This is a genomic window from Pseudoduganella sp. GW821-FHT12E03, from assembly GCF_058807115.1.
On record NZ_JBXAQJ010000004.1, the window covers coordinates 92,347 to 116,872 of the forward strand.

A 24,526-nucleotide genomic window follows, 5' to 3' on the forward strand; every position below is an offset into this window, starting at 1 on the left:
GTGGGGATTACAGGTTGGTGGTCAAGGTGCGTTGCAATGCCGCGGCATGCGGGCCCGGCACCGTCAACAGCGCCAGCTTGCTGGCCAATCGCTGCAATTGCATGCGGTTGCGCTGCTGGTAGGCATCCGGGTTGCCGGTAATTTCCTGCGCCAGCCCGGCCGCAGCCGCTTCGATGCGCGGCAAGTCCTGCGGCGACAAATCAATCACGCTGGTCAAATACGTGGTGCCCCACTGCAGGCGCGTGGCGCTGCCTTCGGCGGCGGACCACGCCTGTTCATACCATCCCAGGGTGGCGGCCGTATCGCCCCGACGGCGCGCCGCCGATGCCAGGCTCAGCATGAAGTAATACGGCGCGTGCGACACGGCCAGTTCCGCTTGCAGCAGCGCTTCGGCCTGTTCCGGCAAGCCGGCGTCATTCAAGGCGCTGACGGCGGTATTGACCAGCGTATGGCGCGCGTAAGGATCGACTTCCGCTTCCAGCGCCTGCTCCACCGTCTGCCGGACCAGTTCCACCATGCCGTCGGCGGTCCCGCCGATGCGCACCATGCGCATTTGCAGGCGCACCGCCATCAGGCGGTCGCCGGCCGACAGGCTGGCGTCGGCCGCGAAATTGCGGGCGGCCTGGCCCAGCGCCTGCACCAGTTCAGCGTGGCGCGCGCCCGACCACTTGACCAGGTTGACGCCGTTGTTGACCAGCAGATCCATGTTGGCGCGCGCCAGGCGCGGATCGCCAAACACCGTCAATAAGCGGTCGGCCGACGCGGCAATCGCCGCCGCGGCCTGCGCGGCGCTGGCCGACGCATTGCCGGCCGGGCCGCCGGTCGCGATCCGGCCGGCCGCCGCCACCTGCGCATGCAGGTGCAGGCGGGCTGCCGCCTTGGCGCACGCGTCATGATCCGATGCCTGGCCGGCCGGGCAAGCCGCCGCCAGGCGCGCCAGCACGGCCGGCTGTTCCGCCGCCGTCGACAACTTGCCTTCGTCGGTATCCCACGAATACAGGCTCAGCAGCGACCACTCGGCGTCATCCAATGCACGGGCGCCCGCCAGCGCCGCCTGCAGCGATTCGGCGGCCGTGTGTTGCGCCGCCAGCGCGATGTCGAGCGCGGCAATAAAGCGTTCGCCATCGAGTTCGCACGGCAGGCGCGTAATTTCACGGCCGTCCGGACTGAACAGGATCAGGGTCGGATAGCTGCGCAAGCGGTATTGCGCGGCCAGCGCCTGGGCGCCGGGCGCATCGCCATCGAGCCAGAATGGCAGCAGGTTGCGCATGCGCTGCGCAAAGTCCGGCCGGCTGAAGATATCCGCTTTGACGCGGTTGCACGGCGGGCACCAGCCCGCGCCCCAGTACAGGAACAGGGGACGGCCATTGCCAGCCGCCAGTTGAAAGGCGGCGCTCAGATCGCCGCTTTGCCACTCGATCGCCGCGCCGCCCATGGTTTAAGCCTCGCGCGCCAGGGCCAGGAATTCCGTGCGCAGCGCCAGGTTCGGCTGCAATTCACCCAGCATGGAAGAAGTCACGGTTTCTTCGCCAGGAGTACGGATGCCACGGCTTTCCATGCACAGGTGACGGCATTTCACCACCACGCCAACCGCTTTCGGTTCCAGCGCATCCATCAGCGCATTGGCGATTTGCTGCGTCATGCGCTCTTGCACCTGCAGCCGGCGGGAAAAGCAATCGACCAGGCGGGTCAGCTTGGACAAGCCGACAATCTTGCCGTTTGGAACATAACCAATCGTGGCCTTGCCAAAGAATGGCGCCAGGTGGTGTTCGCAGTGGCTGTAGACCGGGATGCCGCGCACCACGATCAATTCATTGTATTGCTCGGCGCCGTCTTCAAACACTTTCAGCAAGTCAACCGGGTCCTGCTCATAGCCGGCAGTCCATTGTTTCCATGCCTTGGACACGCGGTGCGGGGTTTCCAGCAGGCCCGGGCGGTCCGGATCTTCACCCAGGCTGGCCAGGAAGCGACGCCAGTCGAGTTCACTAAATGCTTCTTTTGTCATAATGGGGCCATAAAAAATACGATTGCCGCCAGTATATAGAAAACAGCGGCGCGGCACCGGCCGCGTATACCGATGGGTTCTATTTACCCGCCGGCCGGTGCGCATTGATCAGCGCCGACGCGATCGACACCATGGCCCCGTCCGCCGGCCGCTCCGGCCACTCGTCGTCCGGGCCGAACCAGCGCGCTTCGGCAATCTCGGCCGGATCGACCCGGATCTCGCCGTCCAGGTAGTCGGCCGTGAACGCCAGCATCAGGGAGTGGGGAAATGGCCACGACTGGCTGGCAAAATATTGCAGGTTTTGCACGGTCAAGCCGACTTCTTCATATACTTCCCTATGGATGGCTTCTTCCACGGACTCGCCGGCCTCAAGAAATCCTGCCAGTGCCGTAAACCGTTTATAGGGAGCATTGGCGTGCAGGGCGAGCAGCACCTGGTCGCCTTTGCGGATCAACACCATCATGGCGGGGGAAATGCGCGGATAAGCGGTCATGCCGCACGCGGGACAGACAAAACTGCGGTCGCTTGCGGCCAGTTGCATGGGAGTGGCGCAGGCGCCGCAATACCGGTGCGTGCGGGCCCACTCCGCCAGCTGGTACGCGCGGCCGGCCAACCCCAGGAACTCGCCGTCCAGTACGCCCAGCAGCGAACGCAGGCTGTGCCACGAGTAGTCTGGATGTTGCACAGCGTCACTATTTACCCACGAAGTCTGGTAGACTTTTTGTTGCCACATGCCAACAGGATGAGTTGCCGCCGGATCAAGTGACAAACCGGCATCATGACCGGGCAACGACAGGTCGACGGTGCGCAGCAGGACACGGCTGCCGTGGAACACGAAGATGCGGGTTTCCCCTATGGGGGCGGGGTGGTGAATGGTTGGCTGGAATGACTGCGGAGTTTTCAGCATATTAAGTATTTTCAAAAAAACATTAATCCAAGCATAACCCGACTTTTATTGGAATGGTTAATGACTACGTGCTAAGTCATTGTTTCCATACCAAGATTTAACATACTTTTTGCGCCCTTATCTCAAATTAGCTCCAATTGCAGGTAAGATATATTGCTGTTAGGAGATAAAAAATGGCCTCAATCGTCACGACCTTTACCACGACCCAAATTGCCGCGTTAACCACTGCCCAGGTTTCCATCTGGGGCACGCTGGACATTGCGTCGTTGACCACCGACCAGGTGCAAGTGCTGAACACAGCACAATTGCGGGCCATTAACAGCACCACGCTGAAATCGATGACGACAGCGGGCATCCAGACGCTGAGCACGACGCAGCTGGGCGGCTTCTCGTCGACACAAATCGCCGCGCTGGGCACCAACCAGATTGCCGCGCTGTCGCCCAGCCAGTTTACCGAAGGCTTCGACAGCTCGCAGCTGAACGCGCTGACGTCGCTGCAGATCGGCGCCCTGTCCACCTACCAGGTGTCCCAGCTCGATGCGACCGACATTGCCGGCTTTGGCACGCGCCAGATCAACGCGCTGACCACCAAACAGCTGGCCGCCATCAGCGACGCCAACCTGGCCGGCCTGACCACGCAGCAGGCCGCGGCGCTGTCGTCGCGCCAGGTGGCCGCGCTGACCACGGCGCAATTGAACGCCATGGATGCCGCCGACTTTGGCGCGATCAACACCGCGGCGCTGGCCGGCCTGACGCTGAACCAGGTCCGCAACCTGGACGACGCCCATGTCGCCGCGCTGACCACCCTGCAAACCCGCGCCCTGGCCACCCATCAGCTGTTCGCGCTGACCAGCGAACAAGTCGACGCGCTGGAAACGTCCGACCTGGCGGTGCTGACCTCGACCCAGATGGCGGTCTTGAATTCGACCCAGGTGGAAGCGCTCAGCGCCAGCCAGCTGGCCACGTTCAATTCGATGCAATCGACGTCGCTGACCACCTTGCAGCTGGCGCGTATCAGCTCGACCCAGCTGGCTTCCCTGAACACGCTGGCGTTTGCCGCGCTGAAGACCCAGCAAGTCGCCGCGCTGTCGACCACCACGATCAGCACCCTGACCTCTGACCAGCTGGCCCTGCTCAATACCCAGCAAGTGCAAGCGCTGAGCACGCGCCAGTTGCAATCGCTGGACGGCACCCAGGTGGCGGCCCTGAATACGCTGCAAGTGGCCAACCTGACCACGCGCCAGCTGGCGTCCATGCTGACCAGCCAGCTGGTGGCGATGGAAACCATCGACTTCGCCGCGCTGAAATCGACCCAGCTGGCGGCGCTCACCACACCGCAATTGACGGCGCTCGACACCTCGTACATCGCGGTGCTGAAGTCCACGCAAACCCCGGGCCTCGATTCCAAACAAATCCGCGCCCTGTCCAGCGACCAGGTTGCCGCGCTGGCGACCAATGTGCTGGCCGCGCTGAAAACCAACCAGTCCGCAGCATTGTCCACCGATGCGATCGGCGGCATGGGCGCGACCCAGGCGGCCGCGCTGAACACCTTGCAACTGGCGTCGCTGACGTCGCTGCAGGCACGCGCCCTGACCACCGACCAGATCATCGCGCTGAACAGCCAGCAAGCCAATGCGCTGGGCACCCGCCTGCTCGCCGTGCTGACGTCCGACCAGTTGAATGCCCTGGAAACATCCGACTTCACGCGCCTGCAATCGCACTTGATGGCGGCGCTGACCACCGTGCAAGTGTCGGCGCTGACCACCGACCAGATCGTCGCGCTCAATACCCAGCAAGTCGCCGCGCTGACCACGCGCCAGGTGCAGTCGCTGACCACCGACCAGCTCAATGCGCTGGAAAGCACCGACTTGCGCAGCCTGAAAACCAACCAGATCGCGACCCTGACGACCGCCCAGGTGCAAATGCTGGCCAGCAGCCAGATCGCGCTCCTGACGTCGACCCAGGCCATCGCGCTGACCACCTTGCAACTGAGCGCGTTCGATACCGCCCAGCTGACGGCGTTTGCCAGCAGCGGCCTGGCCGCACTGAAGACCAACCAGATTGCCGCGCTGTCGACCGACAATATTGCGTCGCTGTCGACGACGCAGATCACCCAGCTCAACTCGCTGCAGATGGCCGCCCTGAGCACGCTGCAACTGTCGGTGCTCAATTCCGACCAGCTGGCCGCGCTGACCACCCTGCAAACCGTGTCGCTGACCACGCGCCAGCTGACGTCGCTGTCGTCCGACCAGGTCAATGCGCTGGAATCGACTGACTTTGCCGCCCTGCGCACCCACCAGATCCTGGCGCTGAACAGCGTGCAGGTCGGCGCGCTGGCCACCAACCTGGTGGCGGCGCTGACCACCTTGCAAGTAGGCGTGCTGAGCACCAAACAAGTGTCGCTGCTCACCACTGACCAGCTGGCGGCAATGGAAAGCCAGGACTTTGCCGCACTGAAGTCGCACCAGCTGGCGGCCCTGACCAGCGATTCCATGGCCCTGATCCCGACCACGCAACTGTCGGCCATGAACACCCTGCAGGTGACGCAGCTGAGCTCGTCCCAGGTCGCGGCGCTGTCCACCGACCAGATCCTGGGCCTGCGCTCGAACCAGGTTGCCGCGCTGACCACGCTGCAAATCTCGGCGCTGCAAAACACCCAGCTGGAAGTGTTGCCGACCACCACGTTCTCGGTGCTGAAGAGCACCCAGCTGAACGCGCTGAATTCGCTCCAGGTGGGCGCCATCACGACCACGCAAATGGCCGCCCTGACCACGCTGCAGGCATCCACCATGGGCACACGCCAGGTGGCCGCGCTGAACAGCGACCAGCTGGCCGCGATGGAAACCACGGACTTGCTGGCGCTGCGCTCGCAACAGATCGCGGCACTGAGCACCGATACCCTGCCAGGCTTGCCGACCACGCAATTCCAGGTCTTGACCACGCTGCAACTGGCCGGCCTGACCTCGTCGCAAATGGCCACCCTGACGGTGGACCAAGTGGTGGCGCTGACCACCCTGCAAGCGGCCAACTTGAACACGCGCCAGGTCTCGGCGCTGACGTCCGACCAGCTGGCCGTGCTGGAGTCGCAAGACTTTGCCGCCCTCAAGACCCAGCAGGCGGCCGCGCTGACCACCGACCAGGTCGCGAAATTGTCGACCACGCTGGTGGCGGCATTGACCACCCTGCAGGCCGGCGCGCTGACCACGCAGCAAATCGCCACGTTGTCGTCCGACCAGACACTGGCGCTGGAATCGACCGACCTGGCCGTACTGAAAACCCACCAGGTGGCCGCCCTCGGCAGCGACAACATTACCGCGCTGTCCACCAGCCAGTTGCGCGCCATCACGACGGTGCAGATCGGCGCCCTGACCACGGCGCAACTGAACGCCATCACGGCCGCCAATATCGCCGAACTCACGACGGCGCAAGCGGCCAACCTGCGCACCAGCCAGTTGGCCGCGCTGTCCACCGATTTGCTGGGCGCGCTGGAAACCACCGACTTTGCCGCGCTGCGCACCAACCAGATTGCCGCGCTGACCACGTATCAGACCGGCACGCTGTCGGCCAGCCTGCTGGCCGCGCTGACCACACAGCAAACCGCCGCGCTGTCGACCCTGCAAATCGCCTCGTTCAACACCGACCAGGTGCGCGCGCTGGAAACCAATGACGTCGCCGCGCTGAAATCAGCGCAATTGTCCGGCCTGTCGACCGACCACATCGCGTCGCTGACCACCGACCAGTTGCTGGCGCTGACCTCGATCCAGATGGCGGCCCTGACCAGCCTGCAATTCTCCGCGCTGACGACGGAGCAATTGGGCCTGCTGAACTCGGTGCAATTGATGGCGCTGAGCACCAACCAGATCATCGGCCTGACCACCGACCAGCTGGCCAGCATTTCCACCGCGTCGTTCTCGCGCCTGAAAATCACGCAGATCGCCGCCCTGACCACCCTGCAAGTGTCCGGCCTCGATACGGCGCACATTGCCGCGTTCAACACGGCACAAGCAGCCGCGCTGACCACCAAGCAAATCAGCATCCTGAACACGCTGCAAGTGGCCGCGATTGAAACCGACGACCTGGCCGCGCTGAAGACCGTCCAGCTGGCCTCCCTGAGCACCGAGCAGATCGGGGCGCTCTCCACCGACCAGGTGCAAAACCTGAAGGCGTCGCAGTTGACGGCCTTCAACAGCACCCAGCTGCCGGGCTTCAATTCGGACCAGATCGTCGCGCTGACCACGCTGCAGGTATCGAGCCTGTCGAACACGCAAATTGCCGCGCTGTCCAGCGACCAGCTGAACGCGATGGAAGCGGGCGACTTCGCCAGCCTGAAAGCCACGCAAGTGACGGCGCTGACCAGCGACCAGGCGCAAGCCCTGGATACCGCGCACGTGCAGGCGCTGACCACCCTGCAATTCGCGTCGCTGACCAGCACCCAGCTGTCGGCCCTGTCCACGGCCGGCATTGCCGCGATCGAACTGGACGACCTGGCCGCCATCAAGGTCGGGCCGCTGGCGTATCTCACCAGCGCGCAGATCCAGGCGCTGACCAATGACCAGATCATCACGCTGACCAGCCTGCAAGTCGGCGCCCTGAACACCGAACATATTGCCTCGCTGACCACCAGCCAGTTGAACGCGATGGAAGACGCCGACCTGGCGACCCTGCGCGCCAACCAGCTGGGCGCGCTGTCCACCCTGCAAGTGGTCTCGCTGCTGGACTCGCAAATCCAGGCGCTGACGTCGCTGCAAATCACCCTGCTGAACAGCGACCAGTTCGCGGCGCTGACCACCAACCAGATCATTGCGCTGACGTCGGCGCAGGTCCGCGCCCTGAACACGCTGCAAATCGCCTCGCTGACCACGACCCAGCTGGCCGCGATCGAGCAGGACGATTTCGCGATCCTGAAAACCAACCAGATCGCCGCGTTGACCACCTTGCACATCGGGGCCCTGAGCAACGACCAGGTCATCACGCTGAACACGCTGCAAATCAAGGCGCTGACCAGCGACCAGTTGCAGGCGCTGACCTCGGCGCAATTGCTGGTGCTCGAATACGAAGACCTGGCGTCGCTGACCACCGTGCAAATCGGTTACCTGGGCAGCTTCCAGCTGGAAGGCCTGAGCCCGGACCAGCTGCAAGCCCTGACCACCTTGCAAATCCGCGCGCTCAATTCCGACCAGTTGATCGCGCTGTCGACGGAACGCATCGAATCGATGACGTCCGACCAGTTGAACGCGCTAACCTCCGACCAGGTGCAAAGCCTGACGTCGACACAGATCCGCGCCATCGCGCTCGATGACTTCGCCGTGCTGACCACCAGGCAGATCGCTAACATGGCGAACTCGCAAGTGACGTCGCTGACCACCGACCAGATCATTGCCCTGACCACGTACCAGGCCAGCGCACTGACGTCCGACCAGTTGCAGGCGCTGACCTCCGACCAGTTGAATGCACTGGAAGCGGAAGACCTGGCCGTGCTGGCCTATAACCCGGCCATGGTATTGACCAGCAACCTGATTTCCATGCTGACCGCGGCGCAAATCCCGAACCTGACCACCAGCCAGCTGGCTGCCATGGCCAGCGACCAGATGAACGCGTTCACCACCGAGCAGATCGATGCGCTGACCACCAAGCAAGTGCTGGCGCTGCATTCGGGCCTGCTGCAAGCGCTGACCAGCACGCAACTGCAAGCCATCGCGGCCGATGACATCGCCGTGCTGACCACGGCGCAAATGAATTACCTGACCAGCGACCAGATCGCCCTGCTGGCCACCAGCCAGGTCGAAGCGCTGACCACCCTGCAAGTGGCCAATCTGGCCACCGAACAGTTGGCGGCCATGGGCACCGACCAGATCGTGGCGTTGGAATCGGACGACCTGGCCGCGCTGCGCACCAGCCAGGTGACCGCGCTGACCAGCAGCCAGCTGGTCAGCCTGGGTTCGGACGACATCATTTACCTGACGTCCACGCAATTGAACGTGCTGAACAGCGAACAATTGCAGGCGCTGACCACCGACCAGGTGATTGCCCTGACCACGGCGCAAACCACGGGCCTGTCGAACGACCAGCTGGCGCTGTTGCTGGACACGCAGCTGGCGGCGATGGAAACCGACAATATCGCGCGCCTGACCACCGTACAGCTGAATGCACTGAACAGCCTGCAAATCCAGGTCTTGACCAGCGACCAGGTGGCGGGGCTGACGACCTTGCAAGTGTCCACCCTGGATACCAGCCTGGTGGCGGCGCTGACCAGCGACCAGTTCGCGGCCATGGAAACCAATGACCTGCGCTCGTTGAAGAGCACGCAGATTGCCGCCCTGACCACCGTGCAACTGCCGTTGCTGGGCACGGACAGCATCGCGCTGCTGACCACCGCGCAAATCGCTGGCCTCGACGCCACGCAAGTGGCCTCGCTGTCGTCCGATCAGGTGGGCGCCTTCACCACGCAACAAGTGGCCAACCTGAGCCTGGATCAACTGGCCGCGCTGACCAGCGACCAGATGCCGGGCCTGGAAACCATCGACCTGAATGCGCTGAAGACCACGCAATTGCAGGCGCTGGCGTCCGAGCAGATCGCCGCGCTGACCACCGACCAGACCAGCGCGCTGAACACGAAGCAGATCGCGAACCTGACGGCCACGCAAATCTCCGAAGGTTTCACGACCGACCAGATTGCCGCCCTGACCACGGCGCAAATCCGCGCCATGACCAGCGCCCAGTTCGACGCGCTGACGGCAACCCAGGTGGCGGCAATTGAAACCACCGACTTGTATGCGCTGAGCTCGCTGCAAATGTCGACCCTGAGCGCCAGCCTGCTGTCGTCGCTGACGACGCTGCAAGTCAATGCCCTGTCGACGTCCGCGCTGGCCGGCCTGAGCCTGACGCAACTGGCCGATGGCATCACCACCGAGCAATTGACCACGTTCGGTACGCACCAGGTGAACGCGCTGTCCACCCTGCAATTCTCGTCGATGACCAGCCTGCAGATTTCCGTGCTGTCGACCTTGCAGATGGCGGCACTGGGTACCCGCGCCGTGGCGGCGCTGACCACCGACCAGATCATGCAGGGCTTGACGGACACGCAGTTGGCGGCCTTCAACACGGCAGCCATCCGCGCCCTCAATTCGCAGCAAGTGTCGGTGCTGCAGGATGCGCACCTGGCCGCGCTCGACACGGTCCAGGTGGCCGTGCTGACCAGCACCCAGCTGGGCGGCTTCGATACGCACCAGCTCAACACGCTGAACACGCTGCAAATCAGCACCCTGACCAGCACGGCGATTGCCGGCCTGAACGCGGCGTCGCTGGCGGAAGGCTTGAGCAATACGCAACTGGCGGCGCTCAACACGTCGCAGGCGGTGGCGCTGACCACGGCGCAGCTGAATGCCCTGTCGAGCGACCAGTTGAACGCGCTGGAAACCGAAGACCTGGCGGTCTTGACCACCAAGCAAATCAGTTCACTCGACAGCACGCTGCTGATGGGCCTGTCGGGCACGCAAGTGGCCGCCCTGACCACCTTGCAAGTGCGCGCCATGACGACCTTGCAAATGGCGGCGCTCGATACCGCCAACTTTGCCGAACTGACCAGCGACCAGATGGAATCGCTGTCGAGCACGCAAATCCGTGCGCTCGATGCCGGTGTGCTGGCAACCCTGCCGACCAGCAACCTGGCGGCGCTGGGCACGACCATGATTGCCGCCCTGTCGACCCTGCAGATCAGCAGCCTGACGCAGACGCAAATCCCGGCGCTGACCAGCGACCAGGTGCCGGCGCTGACCAGCACGCAAATCGCGGCGCTGACGGCCGACCAGATGCTGGTCGTCACCACCGACCAGATCACCGCGCTGACCACCGCGCAAATCGGTTACCTGTCCACCAGCCAGTTGCCGGCGCTGACCAATGCGCAACTGCTGACCTTGTCGGCCGACCAGGTCCAGGCCATCAAGGTCAGCCAGATCACGTCGCTGACGGTGGACCAGATCGGTATCCTGTCGGACAGCCAGTTGACCAGCTTCACGACGCAACAGATCCAGAGCCTGAGCAATACGCAAATTGCCGCGCTGTCGGCCACCCAGGCCGCCACCCTGGCCACCCAGCAAGTCGCCGCGCTGAAGAATTCCCAGCTGGCGGTGTGGACGGTGGACCAGATCAGCGCGCTGAACAGCGAGCAAGTGCCGGTGATGAACACGTCGCAGATCAGCAACCTCAGCACCGACCAGATCGGTTACCTGACGGATACGCAGATCACGTACCTGACCACCACCCAGATTGCCGCGCTGAAAGCCAGCCAGGCCGCCGTGCTGAGCGCCACGCAACTGGCGCAGCTCAGCAACGACCAGGTCGGCGCGCTGACCACCGCGCAAATCTATGCGCTGACGGCGACGCAAATCACCGCGCTGCCGATCGCCCAATGGATTGCGTTGAACACCCTGCAAATGCAGGCGCTGAAAGCCACGCAAATCCAGGCGCTGACCACCGAACAGGTGGCCAGCCTGACGGCCACGCAGGCCGCCGGTCTCAGCACCTTGGCCATCGTGTCGTTCACCACCACGCAAATCCAGGCGCTGGAAACCGACGACCTGGCGGCGCTGAGCCTGTCGCAGGTGAATACGTTCACGGCGTCGCAAGTGGCGGCCATGAATACGTCGCAAACCATGGCGCTCAATGCCGGCTCGTCGTACTACGCGACGCCGCTGGTGCTCGACCTGGACGGCAACGGTGTCACCACCGTCAGCCTGGACCAGGGCGTGGCGTTCGACATCTATGCCGCCGGCGAGAAAACCGCCACCGGCTGGGTGGACGCGAACGATGGCTTGCTGGCGCTGGACCGCAACAGTGACGGTGAAATCAACGACGCTTCCGAACTGTTCGGCGACCACACAGCGCTGGCCGATGGCAGCACCGCGCAGGATGGCTACCAGGCCTTGGGCGCGCTGGACAGCAATGCCGACGGCGTGATCGACAGCCGCGACGAAGCCTACAGCCACCTGCGCGTGTGGATCGATGCCAACGCCGACGGCGTCAGCAACGCCGGCGAATTGCATACCCTGCAAAACCTGGACATCGCGTCGCTGTCGATTGCCGCGCAAACTGATGGCAGCCTTGATAACGGCAATATCGTGGGCCTGAAGTCGAGCTACACCAAGACCGACGGCAGCACCGGTGAAACCGCCGACGTGTGGTTCCGCACCTCGGCCTCGCCGATGTCGGCGCAGGTGAGCAGCCTGTCGCACGCCCTGTCGAGCTATGCGATGGCGAAAGATGCGGCCCCGGCCGCACCGAAGCTGACCCTGGACCAGGGTGGCGCGATGGCGCCGGCGGTGCAGCAGATGGCCGATGCGATGCGCGACTTCCGTACCCACGCACCGCTGTTGTCGGCGGCGCCGGTGGATCGTCCAGACGGCATGCAAAGCCTGGCGCACGCGCAAACCGGCTGGCTGGCGACGCCGAACAAATAAGCAGCCCGCCCGGTCCGCCAAAAGGCGCCGTTTCCCCTGCGTGGGAACGGCGCCTTTTCATTTGATGGCGAGTTGGCAAACGAAATGTGGTGCGACCGTATCCGCACCGTCACAATGTGCGCCGCCAGAGGGAAAAGGCGCAAGAAAGCCCCCCACAACCCCTTTGTTTCTGGTTTAGAATAGCCCTCGCTAGCCGATAATAGGCTGGCAGGAGAATCGCCGCCCACTTGCGCATTCCGCTGCCAAACTAAAAAACCAAAGGGAGCATTATGAAAGCAGTCATTCTTGCAGGCGGACTGGGGACACGGCTGAGCGAAGAAACCACCGTCAAGCCCAAGCCGATGGTGGAAATCGGCGGCAAACCCATCTTGTGGCATATCCTGAAATCCTACTCGGCCCATGGCATCAATGATTTCGTGATCTGCTGCGGCTACAAGGGTTACATCATCAAGGAATTTTTCGCCAACTACTTCCTGCACACATCCGACGTCACCTTCGACCTGCAATACAACACCATGCAGGTGCACGAACGTCACGCGGAACCGTGGAAAGTCACCCTGGTCGATACCGGCGAAAACACCATGACCGGCGGCCGCCTGAACCGCGTGCGCGCCTACATTGAAAAAGACGAAGCGTTTTGCTTCACCTATGGCGATGGCGTGGCCGACATCGACATTGCCGCGTCGGTGAAATTCCACAAGGAACATGGCAAGCTGGCCACGATGACGGCTGTGCAGCCGCCGGGCCGCTTTGGCGCACTGGACCTGGACGGCACCAGCATTGCCGCCTTCAAGGAAAAACCGCAAGGCGACGGCAACTGGATCAACGGCGGCTACTTCGTCCTGTCGCCCAAAGTACTCGATTACCTCACCGACGATGCCTGCATCTGGGAAAAAGAACCGCTGGAACGTCTGGCCGCCGAAGGCCAGTTGAACGCCTTCCAGCATCACGGTTTCTGGCAACCGATGGATACCTTGCGCGACAAGGTGGCGCTGGAAGAACTGTGGCAAAGCGGCAAGGCCCCATGGGTGCACCGCGCATGAACCCATCGTTCTGGCAGGGCAAACGCGTTTTCCTGACCGGCCATACCGGTTTCAAAGGCAGTTGGCTGAGCTTGTGGTTGCAGCAATTGGGCGCCGAGGTGCATGGGTACGCGCTGGCGTCGCCCAGCCAGCCCAGCCTGTTTGAGGCCGCGGCGGTCGGCCAGGGCATGCAGTCCACGCTGGGCGACATCCGCGACGCGGACGCGCTGCGCGCGGCGGTCCAGGCGGCCCGGCCCGACATCGTGATCCACATGGCGGCCCAGGCGCTGGTGCGCTACTCCTATGCGCATCCGGTGGAAACCTATTCCACCAACGTGATGGGACTGGTGCACCTGTTCGAAGCGGTGCGCGCCACCCCGGGCATCCGCGCCGTGGTCAACGTCACCAGCGACAAGTGCTATGAAAACAAGGAATGGCCATGGGGTTACCGTGAAAACGAACCCATGGGCGGCTATGACCCGTACAGCAACAGCAAGGGTTGCGCCGAGCTGATCACCAGCGCGTACCGCAATTCGTATTTCAATCCAGCAAAGTATGCCGAGCACGGCATTGCGCTGGGTTCCGGCCGCGCCGGCAACGTGATCGGCGGCGGCGACTGGGCCGAAGACCGCCTGATTCCCGACATGGTGCGCGCGATTGCCGCCGGCAAGCCGGTGCAAATCCGCAGCCCGCACGCGATCCGTCCGTGGCAGCACGTGCTGGAACCACTGTCGGGTTACCTGACCCTGGCCGAGCGGCTGGTTCAGCACGGGCCGGACTATGCCGAAGGCTTCAACTTCGGCCCGCACGACGCCGATGCGCGCCCGGTCGAATGGATCATCGGCCGCCTGTGCGACAGCTGGGGCGATGGTGCGGCATGGCAACTGGACGCCGCCCCGCAGCCACATGAGGCAACCTATCTGAAACTGGATTGTTCCAAGGCGAAGAGCCGCCTGGGCTGGCAACCGCGCTGGACCCTGGCGCAAACCATCGACCATATTGTCGCCTGGCACAAGGCGCACGCCGCCGGCGCCGATATGCGCGCGCTGACCCTGGCGCAAATCGCCACCTATCAAAATACTGGACACGAGTAAGGCAGCAACACCATGAGCATCGATCAACTGAGCAAAGAACAACTGCGCGAACAAATCCTCCAACTGGTCGCCCAATATGGCGCGCTGGCCAGCCAGCCGAAAGCCTTCGTGCCGGGCGAAACCACGATTCCGCCGGCCGGCAAAGTCGTCGGCGCACCGGAAATGGGCTTGATGGTCGATGCCTCGCTGGATGCCTGGCTGACCACCGGCCGTTTCAATGACGAGTTCGAAGCCAAATTGGCCAAGCTGATCGGTGTGCAATTCCTGATCACCGTGAACTCCGGCTCGTCGGCCAACCTGGTGGCGTTTTCCGCGCTGACCTCGCCCAAGCTGGGCGACCGCGCCATTTTGCCGGGCGATGAAGTGATCGGCGTGGCGGCGGGCTTCCCGACCACCGTCAACCCGATCCTGCAATTCGGCGCGGTGCCGGTGTTTGTCGACGTGGAACTGGGTACCTACAACATCGATGTGACCCAGCTGGAAGCGGCCATCAGCCCGAAAACCAAGGCCATCATGCTGGCCCACACGCTGGGCAACCCGTACAACCTGGACGCCATCACGGCGATCTGCAAGAAATACAACCTGTGGCTGATCGAAGATTGCTGCGACGCCCTGGGTTCGACATACCACGGCAAGATGGTCGGCACCTTTGGCGACATCGGCACCATGTCGTTCTATCCGGCGCACCACATCACCATGGGTGAAGGCGGCGCCGTGTTCACCAACAACCCGGAATTGAAAATGATCGCGGAATCGTTCCGCGACTGGGGCCGCGACTGCTATTGCCCGCCAGGCAAGGACAATACCTGCGGCAAGCGTTTTTGCTGGAAACTGGGCACCTTGCCGGAAGGCTATGACCACAAGTACACCTATTCGCACCTGGGCTACAACCTCAAGATCACCGACATGCAGGCGGCCTGCGGCCTGGCCCAGATTGACCGCGCGCCCGGCTTCATCCAGGCCCGCAAGGATAATTTCGCGTTCCTGAAACAGCGTTTGCAAACGTGCACGGAATTCCTGGTGTTGCCGGAAGCGACCGAACATTCGGACCCGTCGTGGTTCGGCTTCCCGATGACGATCAAGCCGGAATCGAATGTGTCGCGGGTGGATTTGCTGCAATACCTGGACCAGCACAAGATCGGCACCCGCCTGCTGTTCGCCGGCAACCTGACCCGCCAGCCTTACATGGTGGGCCGCAATTACCGCGTCTCCGGCGAACTGGTCAACACCGACCGCGTCATGAACGACACCTTCTGGATCGGTGTTTATCCCGGCCTGACTCAAGAAATGCTGGAATACGCCGCTACCAAGATTGAAGAGTTCTTCGGCGTGGGATTCTGACTTATCTGCTGTGCAGCTTATCTGCCGACTAACTTCTACCTAGACATCCGATGCAAGTGCAAGAAAAAATCAAGGTCGCCCAGCAAGTGGCCGAAAAGCTCGAACAAATGGGCATCCGCCACGTCTTCGGCATTATCGGCGCCGGCAATGTGCATTTGTTCGAAGCCATCACCCGCCACGGCTACAGTGAAATCGTGTGTGTGCACCACGAACAAAGCGCCGCCATGGCGGTGCAAACCTATTACCGCACGCATGGCCGCCTGGCGGCCGTGCTGCTGACCACGGGCGCCGGTTCCACCAACGGCATCACCGGCGTGGTGTCGGCCTGGGCCGACTCGATTCCGTGCCTGATCATTGCCGGCAATGAAAACTCGCGTTTCACGTTCCCGGAAAACCCGCTGCGCATGTGGGGCGTGCAAGGTTACGATTCCTGCCAGATGGTGGAGCGCGTGACCAAGTTCCAGCAGCGCGTGACCAAGCTGGACCAGACCATGCACGCGCTGGAAGAAGCCGTGCACGTGGCGCTGGATGGCCGTCCCGGTCCGGTCTGGGTGGAAATCCCGATGGATATCCAGTCCGGCCGCATCGAGCGCGAAGCCATGGCGCATTTCACCCCGCCAGTCTCCAACCGTGCACTGTCGGAGACCGCCTCCAACCAGCTCGACAGCGCGATCGATGCGCTGCTGGCGGCCGAACGTCCGGTCCTGTGGCTGGGCAACGGCATCCGCCTGGCCGGCGGCGAGCGCGCCATTGCGCCGCTGCTGGACCTGCTGGGCGTGCCGGCGCTGGTGTCGTGGGCCGGCATCGACATGGTCGATTCCGATCACCCGCTGGTGTTTGGCCGCGCCGGCGTCTATGGCCAGCGCGCCGCCAACTTCGTGCTGCAAAACAGTGATTACGTGCTGGCCATCGGCACCCGCCTGGCGATCCCGCAAGTCGGTTACGACTTGACGGAACTGGCGCGCGGCGCCCGCATCGACGTGGTCGATATCGATCCGACCGAAGTGTCCAAGCACGCGGTGCGCACCACGGAGAACATCGTCGCCGACGCCAAGACCTTCATCGAAGAGCTGCACGGGCGCGTGGCGGTCCGTGGCCCGGTTGCCGGTTCACCCGCTGTGCCGGCCTGGCTGGAACGCTGCCGCGCCTATGAAGCGCAATTCCCGTGGGTGGGCGAAGAGCACGCCGACAAGGGCGGCTTCATGAATTCCTACCGCTTCATGGAACGCCTGAACCAGCACTTCAAGCCGGACCAGATCGTCGTGACCGACATGGGCACCGCGCTGCTGTGCGGCCACCAGGTGCTGCGCATCAAGGATGGCCAGCGCCTGATGACGTCCACCGGCCTGGGCGAGATGGGCTATGGCTTGCCGGCCGCGCTGGGTGTGTCGTTCGCCAACGACCGTGGCGAAGTCATGTGCCTCAACTGCGATGGCGGCATCATGATGAATTTGCAGGAACTGCAAACCATGGTGCACCACAAGCTGCCGATCAAGCTGTTCATCTTCAACAATGACGGCTACCTGATGATCAAGCACACCCAGAATTCGCTGTTCAAGAGCACCTATGTCGGCACCGATGCGGCGTCCGGCGTGTCGTGCCCGGACTTCTCGAAACTGGCCAAGGCATTCGACATCCCGTCGTTCCAGATCCGCCAGTGGGATGAAGTCGACAGCACCCTGGAACAGGTGCAAGCCGCCACCGGCCCGGTGATTTGCGAAGTGTTCATGCATCCGGAACAGCTGTTCTCGCCGAAGCTGTCGGTGGTGGCCCGTCCGGACGGCAGCCTGGTGTCGCCGCCGCTGGAAGACCTGTCGCCGCTGCTGCCGCGCGACGTGCTCGATCAGGCCATGCTGGACGGTATGCACGAGAAATCTCGCGCGCTCTGATATGAGCAGGCTGGCCATCCTCGGCGCAAGCAGCCAGATCGCCAAAGACCTGGTCCGCTCGCTGGTGGACGCGGGGCAAGGCGACCTGCTGCTGTATGTGCGCGACACGGCCGCCATGCAGGCCTGGCTCGACCGGCAAGACCTGGACTTGCCGGTCGCCGCGTACGGCGAGTATGACCGCGTGCCGCACGACGCCGTCCTCAATTTCGTCGGCGTCGGCGATCCGCAGCGCGCCGCCAGCATGGGCGGCGATATTTTCAACATCACGCAACAGTTCGACGACCTGGCGCTGGCCGGCCTGCGCCGCCATCCGTCGCGGCGCTATCTGTTCCTGTCCAGCGGCGCGGCCTATGGCAGCGATTTCGCCGCGCCCGCCGGGCCGGATACCCGCGCCACGGTCGCCATCAACGCGCTGCAGCCGCAGGATTACTATGCGGTGGCCAAGCTGCATGCCGAATGCCGCCACCGCGCGCGGCCGGACGACGCCATCACCGACCTGCGCATCTTTAACTATTTCAGCCACACGCAAGACCTGGCGGCGCGCTTCTTCATCACCGACATGCTGCGCGCGGTGCGCGACGGCAGCGTGCTGCACACCAGCCCCGGTTTCATGGTGCGCGATTACCTGCACCGCGCCGACTTTCACCAGCTGGTCCGGTGCGTGCTGGCGGTACCAGGCAACCGTGCGCTTGATTGCTACAGCGCCGCCACCATCGACAAACCGGCCTTGCTGGCGCTGATGCAACGCCGCTTCGGCCTGCGCTATGAGGTGGCCGACGGCAGCGCTGTCAATGCCACCGGCAGCAAACCGCATTACTACTCGCTCAACCGGCAAGCCGCCGAATTGGGCTACCAACCGGCCTACTCTTCCGAGGATGGCATCGCCAGCGAATCGGCGATAATCCTTGGCAAGACCGCAGACCACGACATGGATAGCGCAAGATGAAAACACCTGCCCCGCTCAAGATAGCCATCATCGGTTCCGGCAACATCGGCACCGACCTGCTGATCAAAGCCATGCGCTCGCCGCACCTGACCTGCACCCTGTTCGCGGGCCGCAATTTCAACTCGGCCGGCATGAAGCGCGCCAGCCAGCTGGGCGTGCCGATTTCCGACCGGGGTATCGAAGCCATCGTGGAAAACCCGGACATTTGCGATCTGGTGTTCGACGCGACGTCCGCCATGGCCCACATCGAACACTGGGCCGCGCTGGAAAAACTCGGCAAGACCGTGATCGACATGACCCCGGCCAAGCTGGGCGAATTCTGCATCCCCGCCATCAATGCCCAGGCCTGCCTCGACACCGGCTCGCGCAACATCAACATGGTGACCTGCGGCGGCCAGTCGTCGATCCCGATTGCGCATGCGATCGGCAACGTGCACAAGAACGTCGAATACATGGAAGTGGCGTCCAGCATCGCATCGCGCAGCGCCGGCCCGGCCACGCGCGCCAACCTGGACGAATACATTGAAACCACGGAAGACGCGCTGCAGCGCTTTTCCGGCGCCGCGCGCGCCAAGGCGATCCTGATCCTGAATCCGGCCAACCCGCCGATCGACATGCAGACCACCATTTACGCCAAGATCACGGACCCGGACTTGCCGGCCATCCGCGCCGCGGTCGACGCCATGGTGGCGGAACTGAAAACCTACGTGCCCGGCTACCAGCTGATCGTGCCGCCGACCCTGGAAGGCGGCCGCGTGGTCACCACCATCAAGGTGCTGGGCAACGGCGATTACCTGCCCCAGTACGCGGGCAACCTCGACATCATCAATTGCGCCGCTATCGCGATGGCCGAACGCCTGGCCACCGCGGACGACGCGAAGGAGCGCCAGCATGGCTAAGAAAATCCTGATCAGCGACCCGACCCTGCGCGACGGCAACCACGCCGTGCGCCACCAGCTCAGCCGGGAAAGTTTTGTCGCGTATTGCCAGGCCGCCGAAGCGGCGCGCGTGCCGATCGTCGAAGTCGGCCATGGCAATGGCCTGGGCGCCTCGTCCATGCTGGTGGGCGAATGCCGCCTGACCGATGACGATATCCTGCAAACCGCGCGCGCCAACCTGAAGCACTCGCGCCTGGGCATCCACGTGATTCCCGGCTTTTGCACCATCAAGAAAGACTTGAGCCGCGCCATCGACCTGGGCGTGGACGTGTTCCGCATCGCCGCCCACTGCACCGAAGCCGACATCACCGACCGCCACATCAATTATGTGCGCCAGGCCGGCAAGGAAGCCTGGGGCGTGCTGATGATGAGCCACATGGCGACGCCGTCGGTGCTGCTGGAAGAAGCCAAGAAAATGGAATCGTACGGCGCGGAAGCCATCGTCATCATGGATTCGGCCGGCGCGTATTTCCCGGACGACGTCAAGGAACGCATCGGCACCCTGGTGGGTGGCCTGTCGATACCGGTCGGTTTCCACGGCCATAACAACCTGGGCATGGCGGTCATCAACTCGGTGGAAGCCGTCAACGCGGGCGCCACCATCATTGACGGCACCATCCGCGGCTTTGGCGCGGGCGCCGGCAATACCCAGCTCGAAGTGCTGGTGGCGGTGTTCGACCGCCTCGGCTTCGAAACCGGCATCGACTTGTACAAGATCCTCGACGCGGCCGACGTGGCGGAAAAGGAATTCAACCCGGTGGCGCCATCGATTTCGCCGCTGTCCATCGTCAGCGGCCTGGCCGGCGTGTTTTCCGGCTTCGCCAAGCCGGTGGCGCGCGCCGCGCAGGATTACAACGTCGACCCGCGCGACATCTTCTTCGGCCTCGGCAAGCGCAACGCCGTGGCGGGCCAGGAAAGCCTGATCATCGAAGTTGCACGCGACCTGGCCGCACAAGGCGGCACCACTACGAAAGGCTGACTCCATGACCGACCGTACCAGCCATAACGATCTCGCCCGCTACGCGGAAATGCGCCAGGATTGCCTGGCCGCCTGCGCCGACCAGTCCGACGTGCGCGGCGCGCTGGCGCGCCAGCACATCGCCGTGACCGGCGGCACCGGCTTCCTCGGCACCTGGGTGGCGGAAATGGTGGCCACCCTGAATGACGAGTACAACCTCGGCATCACGCTCGACCTGTATGCGCGCAACATTGGCGAGTGGCCGCAAAAGTGCCCGCACCTGGCCAACCGCCTCGACATCCGCCTGAAGAAACAGGACGTGCGCTCGTCGTTTGAATTCGCGCGCGGCACCAGCTATGTGCTGCACGCGGCCGGCATCCCGAACAACCGGGTGCACGCGTCCGACCCGCTGCGCGTGTACCAGACCACCACAGCCGGCGTCGCCAACGCGCTGGAAGCCGCCTCGCAGCTGGACGGGCTGCGCCGCTTCGTCAACGTCAGCTCCTGCCTGGTGGCCGGCGCGCCGCAGCGTTCCGGCGCGCTGACGGAAACCGATGTGTTCCCGCTGGCGGTGGGCCATCCCCACACCGTGTACGCGGAAGCCAAGCGCAGCGCGGAAATGGTGGCGGCGATTTTCCGCAGCCAGTACCGCCTGCCCGTGTCCACCGTGCGCCCGTTCACCCTGACCGGCGCCTACCAGGAACTGGACCGTCCGTGGGCCATCAACAACTTCCTGCGCGACGTCCTGACCAGCGGTGAAATCCGCATCCACGGCGACGGCAGCGCGCGCCGCAGTTACCTGTACGGCAGCGACGCGGCCTGGTGGTGCCTGGCCGCGCTGGCCAAGGGCGTCGATGGCGAAGTGTATAACCTGGGCAGCCCGCAGCCAGTCAGCCACCTGGACCTGGTGCGCCTGATCGGCGACCAGGTGGCGCCGCGCCCGCGCGTCGCGCTCAACACCTTGCCCAACCGCCCGGTGCGCGACGACGACCTGTTCCCCGACACCACGGCCACGGAAAAGCGCCTGGGTGTGCGCCAGACCTGCACGCTCGACCACACCATCGATAAAACGTACCGCTGGTTCAGCACGCCGCGCGCCTGAACCGGAGCTTGAAAGAGAACATGATTAAACCGACGACTGTTTCCCCGCTCACGTCCGAACAGGCCGCCCAGGTCGACGCGGCCATGCAGCAAGCCGCCACCGGCATGCTGCAGATCATCGAACTGTTCCAGGTGGCCCAGCTGCTGACCGAAGCCGGCCAGAGCGATCAAGCCATCCATGTCTACCGCCTGTGGCTGGACAACACGCCGTCGCCGCTGGCGTACGCGGCCTGGTTCAACCTGGCCGTGCTGCTGGCGGTGGCCGATGAAGCCGGGGCCGAGGCGGCCTACCGCGCCTCGCTGAAAGCCAATCCCAATTTCGTCGAAGCGCTGCTGAACCTGGGCACCTTGCTCGAGCGCATGAAGCGCCCGGAAGAATCGCTGGAACTGTGGCGCCGCGCGGTCGAGATTTCGCCACCCACCACGCCGCCGACCAAGGCGCTGCGCGTACAGGCGCTCAACAACATCGGCCGCCTGCAGGAAATCCTCAAGCGCATGCCGGAAGCCGAAGCCGCGCTGGCGGAAAGCCTGCGGCTGGAACCGGAGCAGCGCAACGTCGTCACGCACTGGGTGCACCTGCGCCAGAAACAGTGCAACTGGCCCGTGTACGACACCCGCATCGGCATTTCCGAGCGCAAGCTGCTGGACGGCACGTCGGCGCTGGCGATGCTGAGCGCGTCGCCGGAACCGATCGAACAGGTCGGCGCGTCGCAGCGCTACGTCGAAGAAAAAGTGTTAAAAGGCGTGGCGCCGATGGCCACCGCCGGCTACAAGCACGAGCGGCTGCGCATCGGCTACCTGTCGTCCGACTTTTGCTCGCACGCGGTGTCGATCCTGACCGCCGAACTGTATGGCTTGCACGACCGCAGCAAATTCGAAGTGTTCGGCTTTTGCTGGAGCCATGAAGATGGTTCGCCGATGCGCGCGCGCGTCATTGCCGGCATGGACCACCATATCCGGATCGGCGCCCTGTCCGACCTGGAGGCGGCGCAGCTGATCCGCGCCTGCGAAATCGACATCCTGGTCGATTTGCACGGCCTGACCATGAATGCCCGCCACAACATCCTGTCGCACCGCCCTGCGCCGGTGCAGATCACGTGGCTGGGCCTGCCAGGTCCGACCGCGCTGCCGGAAATCGATTACGTAATTTCCGACCCGTTCGTGATGCCGCCCGAGCTCGAGCCTTTCTTCACTGAAAAGCCGCTGCACATGCCGCACACGTTCCAGATCAATGACCGCCAGCGCCAGATCGGCGTCAAGCCCACGCGCGAATCGTGCGGCTTGCCGGAAGACGCCTATGTGTTCTGCGCCTTCAACAATACCTTCAAGATCATCCCGGAAGTGTTCGACAGCTGGATGCGCATCATGCGCGACGTGCCGAACTCGGTGCTGTGGCTGGTGGCCGATGGCGACATCGTGCGCTCCAACCTGCAGCGCGAAGCGCAGGTGCGCGGCGTCCATCCGGACCGCCTGCTGTTTGCCAAGCGCGTCGCGCCGGCCGATTACCTGGCGCGCTTCCAGGTGGCCGACCTGTTCCTCGACACCAATCCGTTTGGCGGCGGCACCACCGCCAGCGACGCGCTGTGGGCCGGCCTGCCGGTCCTGACCTGCGCCGGCAAGACGTTCTCGTCGCGCATGGCGGGCAGCCTGCTGCGCGCGGTCGGCTTGCCGGAACTGGTGACGTTCACCACCGCCGATTACGAAGCGCTGGCCATCAAGCTGGGCAACGACCGCGCCTATACCGCCGAACTGCACAAGAAACTCGACGCCAACCGCCTGACCACGCCACTGTTCGACAGTGAACGCTTCGTGCGCGACCTGGAACAGCGCTTTACGGAAATCGCCGTCACACCGGACCGCAACATCACGCCGAGCGGCCTGCCGCTGGTGTCGATCCTGCTGCCGACCCACAACCGCCCCGACTATGGCGAACTGGCGCTGAAAAGCGTGCTGGAGCAGACCTACCCGAACATCGAGATCATCATCAGCGACAACAGCGACGATGAACTGACCCGGGCCCGCTTCGCGCCGTACATCGCCAAGTATCCGCAGATCCGCTATTACCGGGTGCCGGGCTATGGGCCGCTGGAAAACGCGATGAATTGCTTCAAGCATTCGCGCAGTGAGTACATCAATTTCCTGATGGACGACGACCTGTACCATCCGGAAAAAATCATGCGCATGATGTCGTTCATGCTGACCGATGAAAAGATCGGCCTGGTGACGTCGTTCCGCCAGTTGATCGACGCCAACGGCGCGCACATGGCGCCGATCCCCGGCACCGAGCGCCTGTTTGAATCGGAAGCGCGCATCAGCGGCCGCCAGTTCGGCCATCTGCTGCTGACCGGCGGACGCAACCTGATCGGCGAACCCACCACGGTACTGATCCGCAAGAAAGCGCTGGACCGCCAGTTCGGCATGTTCTGCGGCCGCCAGTACACGGTGCTGTCGGACGTGGCGACCTGGCTGGCCATCCTGCGTGAACACGACGCGGTGTACCTGCCGGACACGCTGAGCTACTTCCGCCTGCACGGCGGCCAGGACCAGCGCGGCAACGGCCAGGCCATCCGCGCCAACCTGGACTGGCTGCAACTGTATTGCGATGCGCTGGAAAACGGCCATTACTTTGACGACCGCCACACGGCCGACGAACAGCTGGCCAGCAAGCTGACCACGTGCCTGTGGTACCTGGGTACGATGCGGGAAGAAATCCGGGCGGGCAAGTTCGACCTGGAGGCGATCCAGTCGATGATTCAGCAGGCGACGACCTTGCTGCTGACCAAGCCGAAAGCGAAGTAACCGGGCGGTTACTCCGTAGGGCGGTTTGCGCGCAGCGCAAGCCGCCATGCCTGCGTTACCGGGAATGCCGG

Annotated in this window: 13 protein-coding genes; 10 read left to right on the plus strand and 3 right to left on the minus strand. The window is 63.7% G+C overall.

Annotated elements, in window-relative coordinates:
* Positions 1–7 precede the first annotated feature (7 nt).
* The 3 genes from AC1RRC_RS11430 to nudC all read right to left on the minus strand — a co-directional run bounded on the left by AC1RRC_RS11430 (position 8) and on the right by nudC (position 2,912).
* Positions 8–1,435, minus strand: coding sequence for a thioredoxin family protein (locus AC1RRC_RS11430; protein WP_493055591.1), 1,428 nt, complete (start codon positions 1,433–1,435; stop codon positions 8–10).
* Positions 1,436–1,438: 3 nt separating this feature from the next.
* The gene (gene folE, locus AC1RRC_RS11435; protein ID WP_493055592.1) at positions 1,439–2,005 is read right to left on the minus strand and encodes a GTP cyclohydrolase I FolE; all 567 of its coding nucleotides are present in this window, start codon (positions 2,003–2,005) and stop codon (positions 1,439–1,441) included.
* Positions 2,006–2,084: 79 nt separating this feature from the next.
* Complete coding sequence (nudC, locus tag AC1RRC_RS11440; RefSeq protein WP_493055593.1) at positions 2,085–2,912, minus strand: NAD(+) diphosphatase; 828 nt, start codon at positions 2,910–2,912, stop codon at positions 2,085–2,087.
* Between the two features lie 173 nt (positions 2,913–3,085).
* On the opposite strand from nudC, the gene AC1RRC_RS11445 reads away from it, so the two are divergent.
* From AC1RRC_RS11445 to AC1RRC_RS11490, 10 genes are all read left to right on the plus strand, one after another.
* Positions 3,086–12,367, plus strand: a complete 9,282-nt coding sequence (locus AC1RRC_RS11445) for a beta strand repeat-containing protein (RefSeq protein WP_493055594.1) — start codon at positions 3,086–3,088, stop codon at positions 12,365–12,367.
* Positions 12,368–12,636: 269 nt separating this feature from the next.
* A complete protein-coding gene (rfbF, locus tag AC1RRC_RS11450; protein WP_493055595.1) occupies positions 12,637–13,410 on the plus strand; it encodes a glucose-1-phosphate cytidylyltransferase in 774 nt (257 codons plus the stop codon).
* Complete coding sequence (gene rfbG, locus AC1RRC_RS11455; RefSeq protein WP_493055596.1) at positions 13,392–14,483, plus strand: CDP-glucose 4,6-dehydratase; 1,092 nt, start codon at positions 13,392–13,394, stop codon at positions 14,481–14,483. Before rfbF ends, rfbG begins: the two co-directional genes overlap by 19 nt.
* Positions 14,484–14,495: 12 nt before the next feature.
* Positions 14,496–15,824, plus strand: coding sequence for a lipopolysaccharide biosynthesis protein RfbH (gene rfbH, locus AC1RRC_RS11460; RefSeq protein ID WP_493055597.1), 1,329 nt, complete (start codon positions 14,496–14,498; stop codon positions 15,822–15,824).
* 50 nt (positions 15,825–15,874) lie between these two features.
* Entirely contained in the window at positions 15,875–17,713 is a 1,839-nt protein-coding gene (locus AC1RRC_RS11465) for a thiamine pyrophosphate-binding protein (protein ID WP_493055598.1), read from the plus strand.
* Between the two features lies 1 nt (position 17,714).
* The gene (locus tag AC1RRC_RS11470) at positions 17,715–18,659 is read left to right on the plus strand and encodes an NAD-dependent epimerase/dehydratase family protein (RefSeq protein WP_493055599.1); all 945 of its coding nucleotides are present in this window, start codon (positions 17,715–17,717) and stop codon (positions 18,657–18,659) included.
* A complete protein-coding gene (locus tag AC1RRC_RS11475) occupies positions 18,656–19,558 on the plus strand; it encodes an acetaldehyde dehydrogenase (acetylating) (RefSeq protein WP_493055600.1) in 903 nt (300 codons plus the stop codon). Before AC1RRC_RS11470 ends, AC1RRC_RS11475 begins: the two co-directional genes overlap by 4 nt.
* The gene (gene dmpG / locus AC1RRC_RS11480; RefSeq protein WP_493055601.1) at positions 19,551–20,576 is read left to right on the plus strand and encodes a 4-hydroxy-2-oxovalerate aldolase; all 1,026 of its coding nucleotides are present in this window, start codon (positions 19,551–19,553) and stop codon (positions 20,574–20,576) included. Before AC1RRC_RS11475 ends, dmpG begins: the two co-directional genes overlap by 8 nt.
* A 4-nt stretch (positions 20,577–20,580) precedes the next feature.
* Positions 20,581–21,657 carry an NAD-dependent epimerase/dehydratase family protein gene (locus AC1RRC_RS11485; protein WP_493055602.1) on the plus strand — a complete coding sequence of 359 codons (1,077 nt, stop codon included), beginning with the start codon at positions 20,581–20,583 and terminating at the stop codon, positions 21,655–21,657.
* A gap of 20 nt (positions 21,658–21,677) precedes the next feature.
* Positions 21,678–24,455, plus strand: a complete 2,778-nt coding sequence (locus AC1RRC_RS11490) for an O-linked N-acetylglucosamine transferase family protein (RefSeq protein WP_493055603.1) — start codon at positions 21,678–21,680, stop codon at positions 24,453–24,455.
* Positions 24,456–24,526 lie beyond the last annotated feature (71 nt).

What these genes read in the sequence shown, in the direction of transcription:
- AC1RRC_RS11430 (WP_493055591.1), bottom strand. Translation starts at nt 1,435, where the DNA reads ATGGGCGGCGCGGCGATCGAGTGGCAAAGCGGCGATCTGAGCGCCGCC.
- folE (WP_493055592.1), bottom strand. Translation starts at nt 2,005, where the DNA reads ATGACAAAAGAAGCATTTAGTGAACTCGACTGGCGTCGCTTCCTGGCC.
- nudC (WP_493055593.1), bottom strand. Translation starts at nt 2,912, where the DNA reads ATGCTGAAAACTCCGCAGTCATTCCAGCCAACCATTCACCACCCCGCC.
- AC1RRC_RS11445 (WP_493055594.1), top strand. Translation starts at nt 3,086, where the DNA reads ATGGCCTCAATCGTCACGACCTTTACCACGACCCAAATTGCCGCGTTA.
- rfbF (WP_493055595.1), top strand. Translation starts at nt 12,637, where the DNA reads ATGAAAGCAGTCATTCTTGCAGGCGGACTGGGGACACGGCTGAGCGAA.
- rfbG (WP_493055596.1), top strand. Translation starts at nt 13,392, where the DNA reads ATGGGTGCACCGCGCATGAACCCATCGTTCTGGCAGGGCAAACGCGTT.
- rfbH (WP_493055597.1), top strand. Translation starts at nt 14,496, where the DNA reads ATGAGCATCGATCAACTGAGCAAAGAACAACTGCGCGAACAAATCCTC.
- AC1RRC_RS11465 (WP_493055598.1), top strand. Translation starts at nt 15,875, where the DNA reads ATGCAAGTGCAAGAAAAAATCAAGGTCGCCCAGCAAGTGGCCGAAAAG.
- AC1RRC_RS11470 (WP_493055599.1), top strand. Translation starts at nt 17,715, where the DNA reads ATGAGCAGGCTGGCCATCCTCGGCGCAAGCAGCCAGATCGCCAAAGAC.
- AC1RRC_RS11475 (WP_493055600.1), top strand. Translation starts at nt 18,656, where the DNA reads ATGAAAACACCTGCCCCGCTCAAGATAGCCATCATCGGTTCCGGCAAC.
- dmpG (WP_493055601.1), top strand. Translation starts at nt 19,551, where the DNA reads ATGGCTAAGAAAATCCTGATCAGCGACCCGACCCTGCGCGACGGCAAC.
- AC1RRC_RS11485 (WP_493055602.1), top strand. Translation starts at nt 20,581, where the DNA reads ATGACCGACCGTACCAGCCATAACGATCTCGCCCGCTACGCGGAAATG.
- AC1RRC_RS11490 (WP_493055603.1), top strand. Translation starts at nt 21,678, where the DNA reads ATGATTAAACCGACGACTGTTTCCCCGCTCACGTCCGAACAGGCCGCC.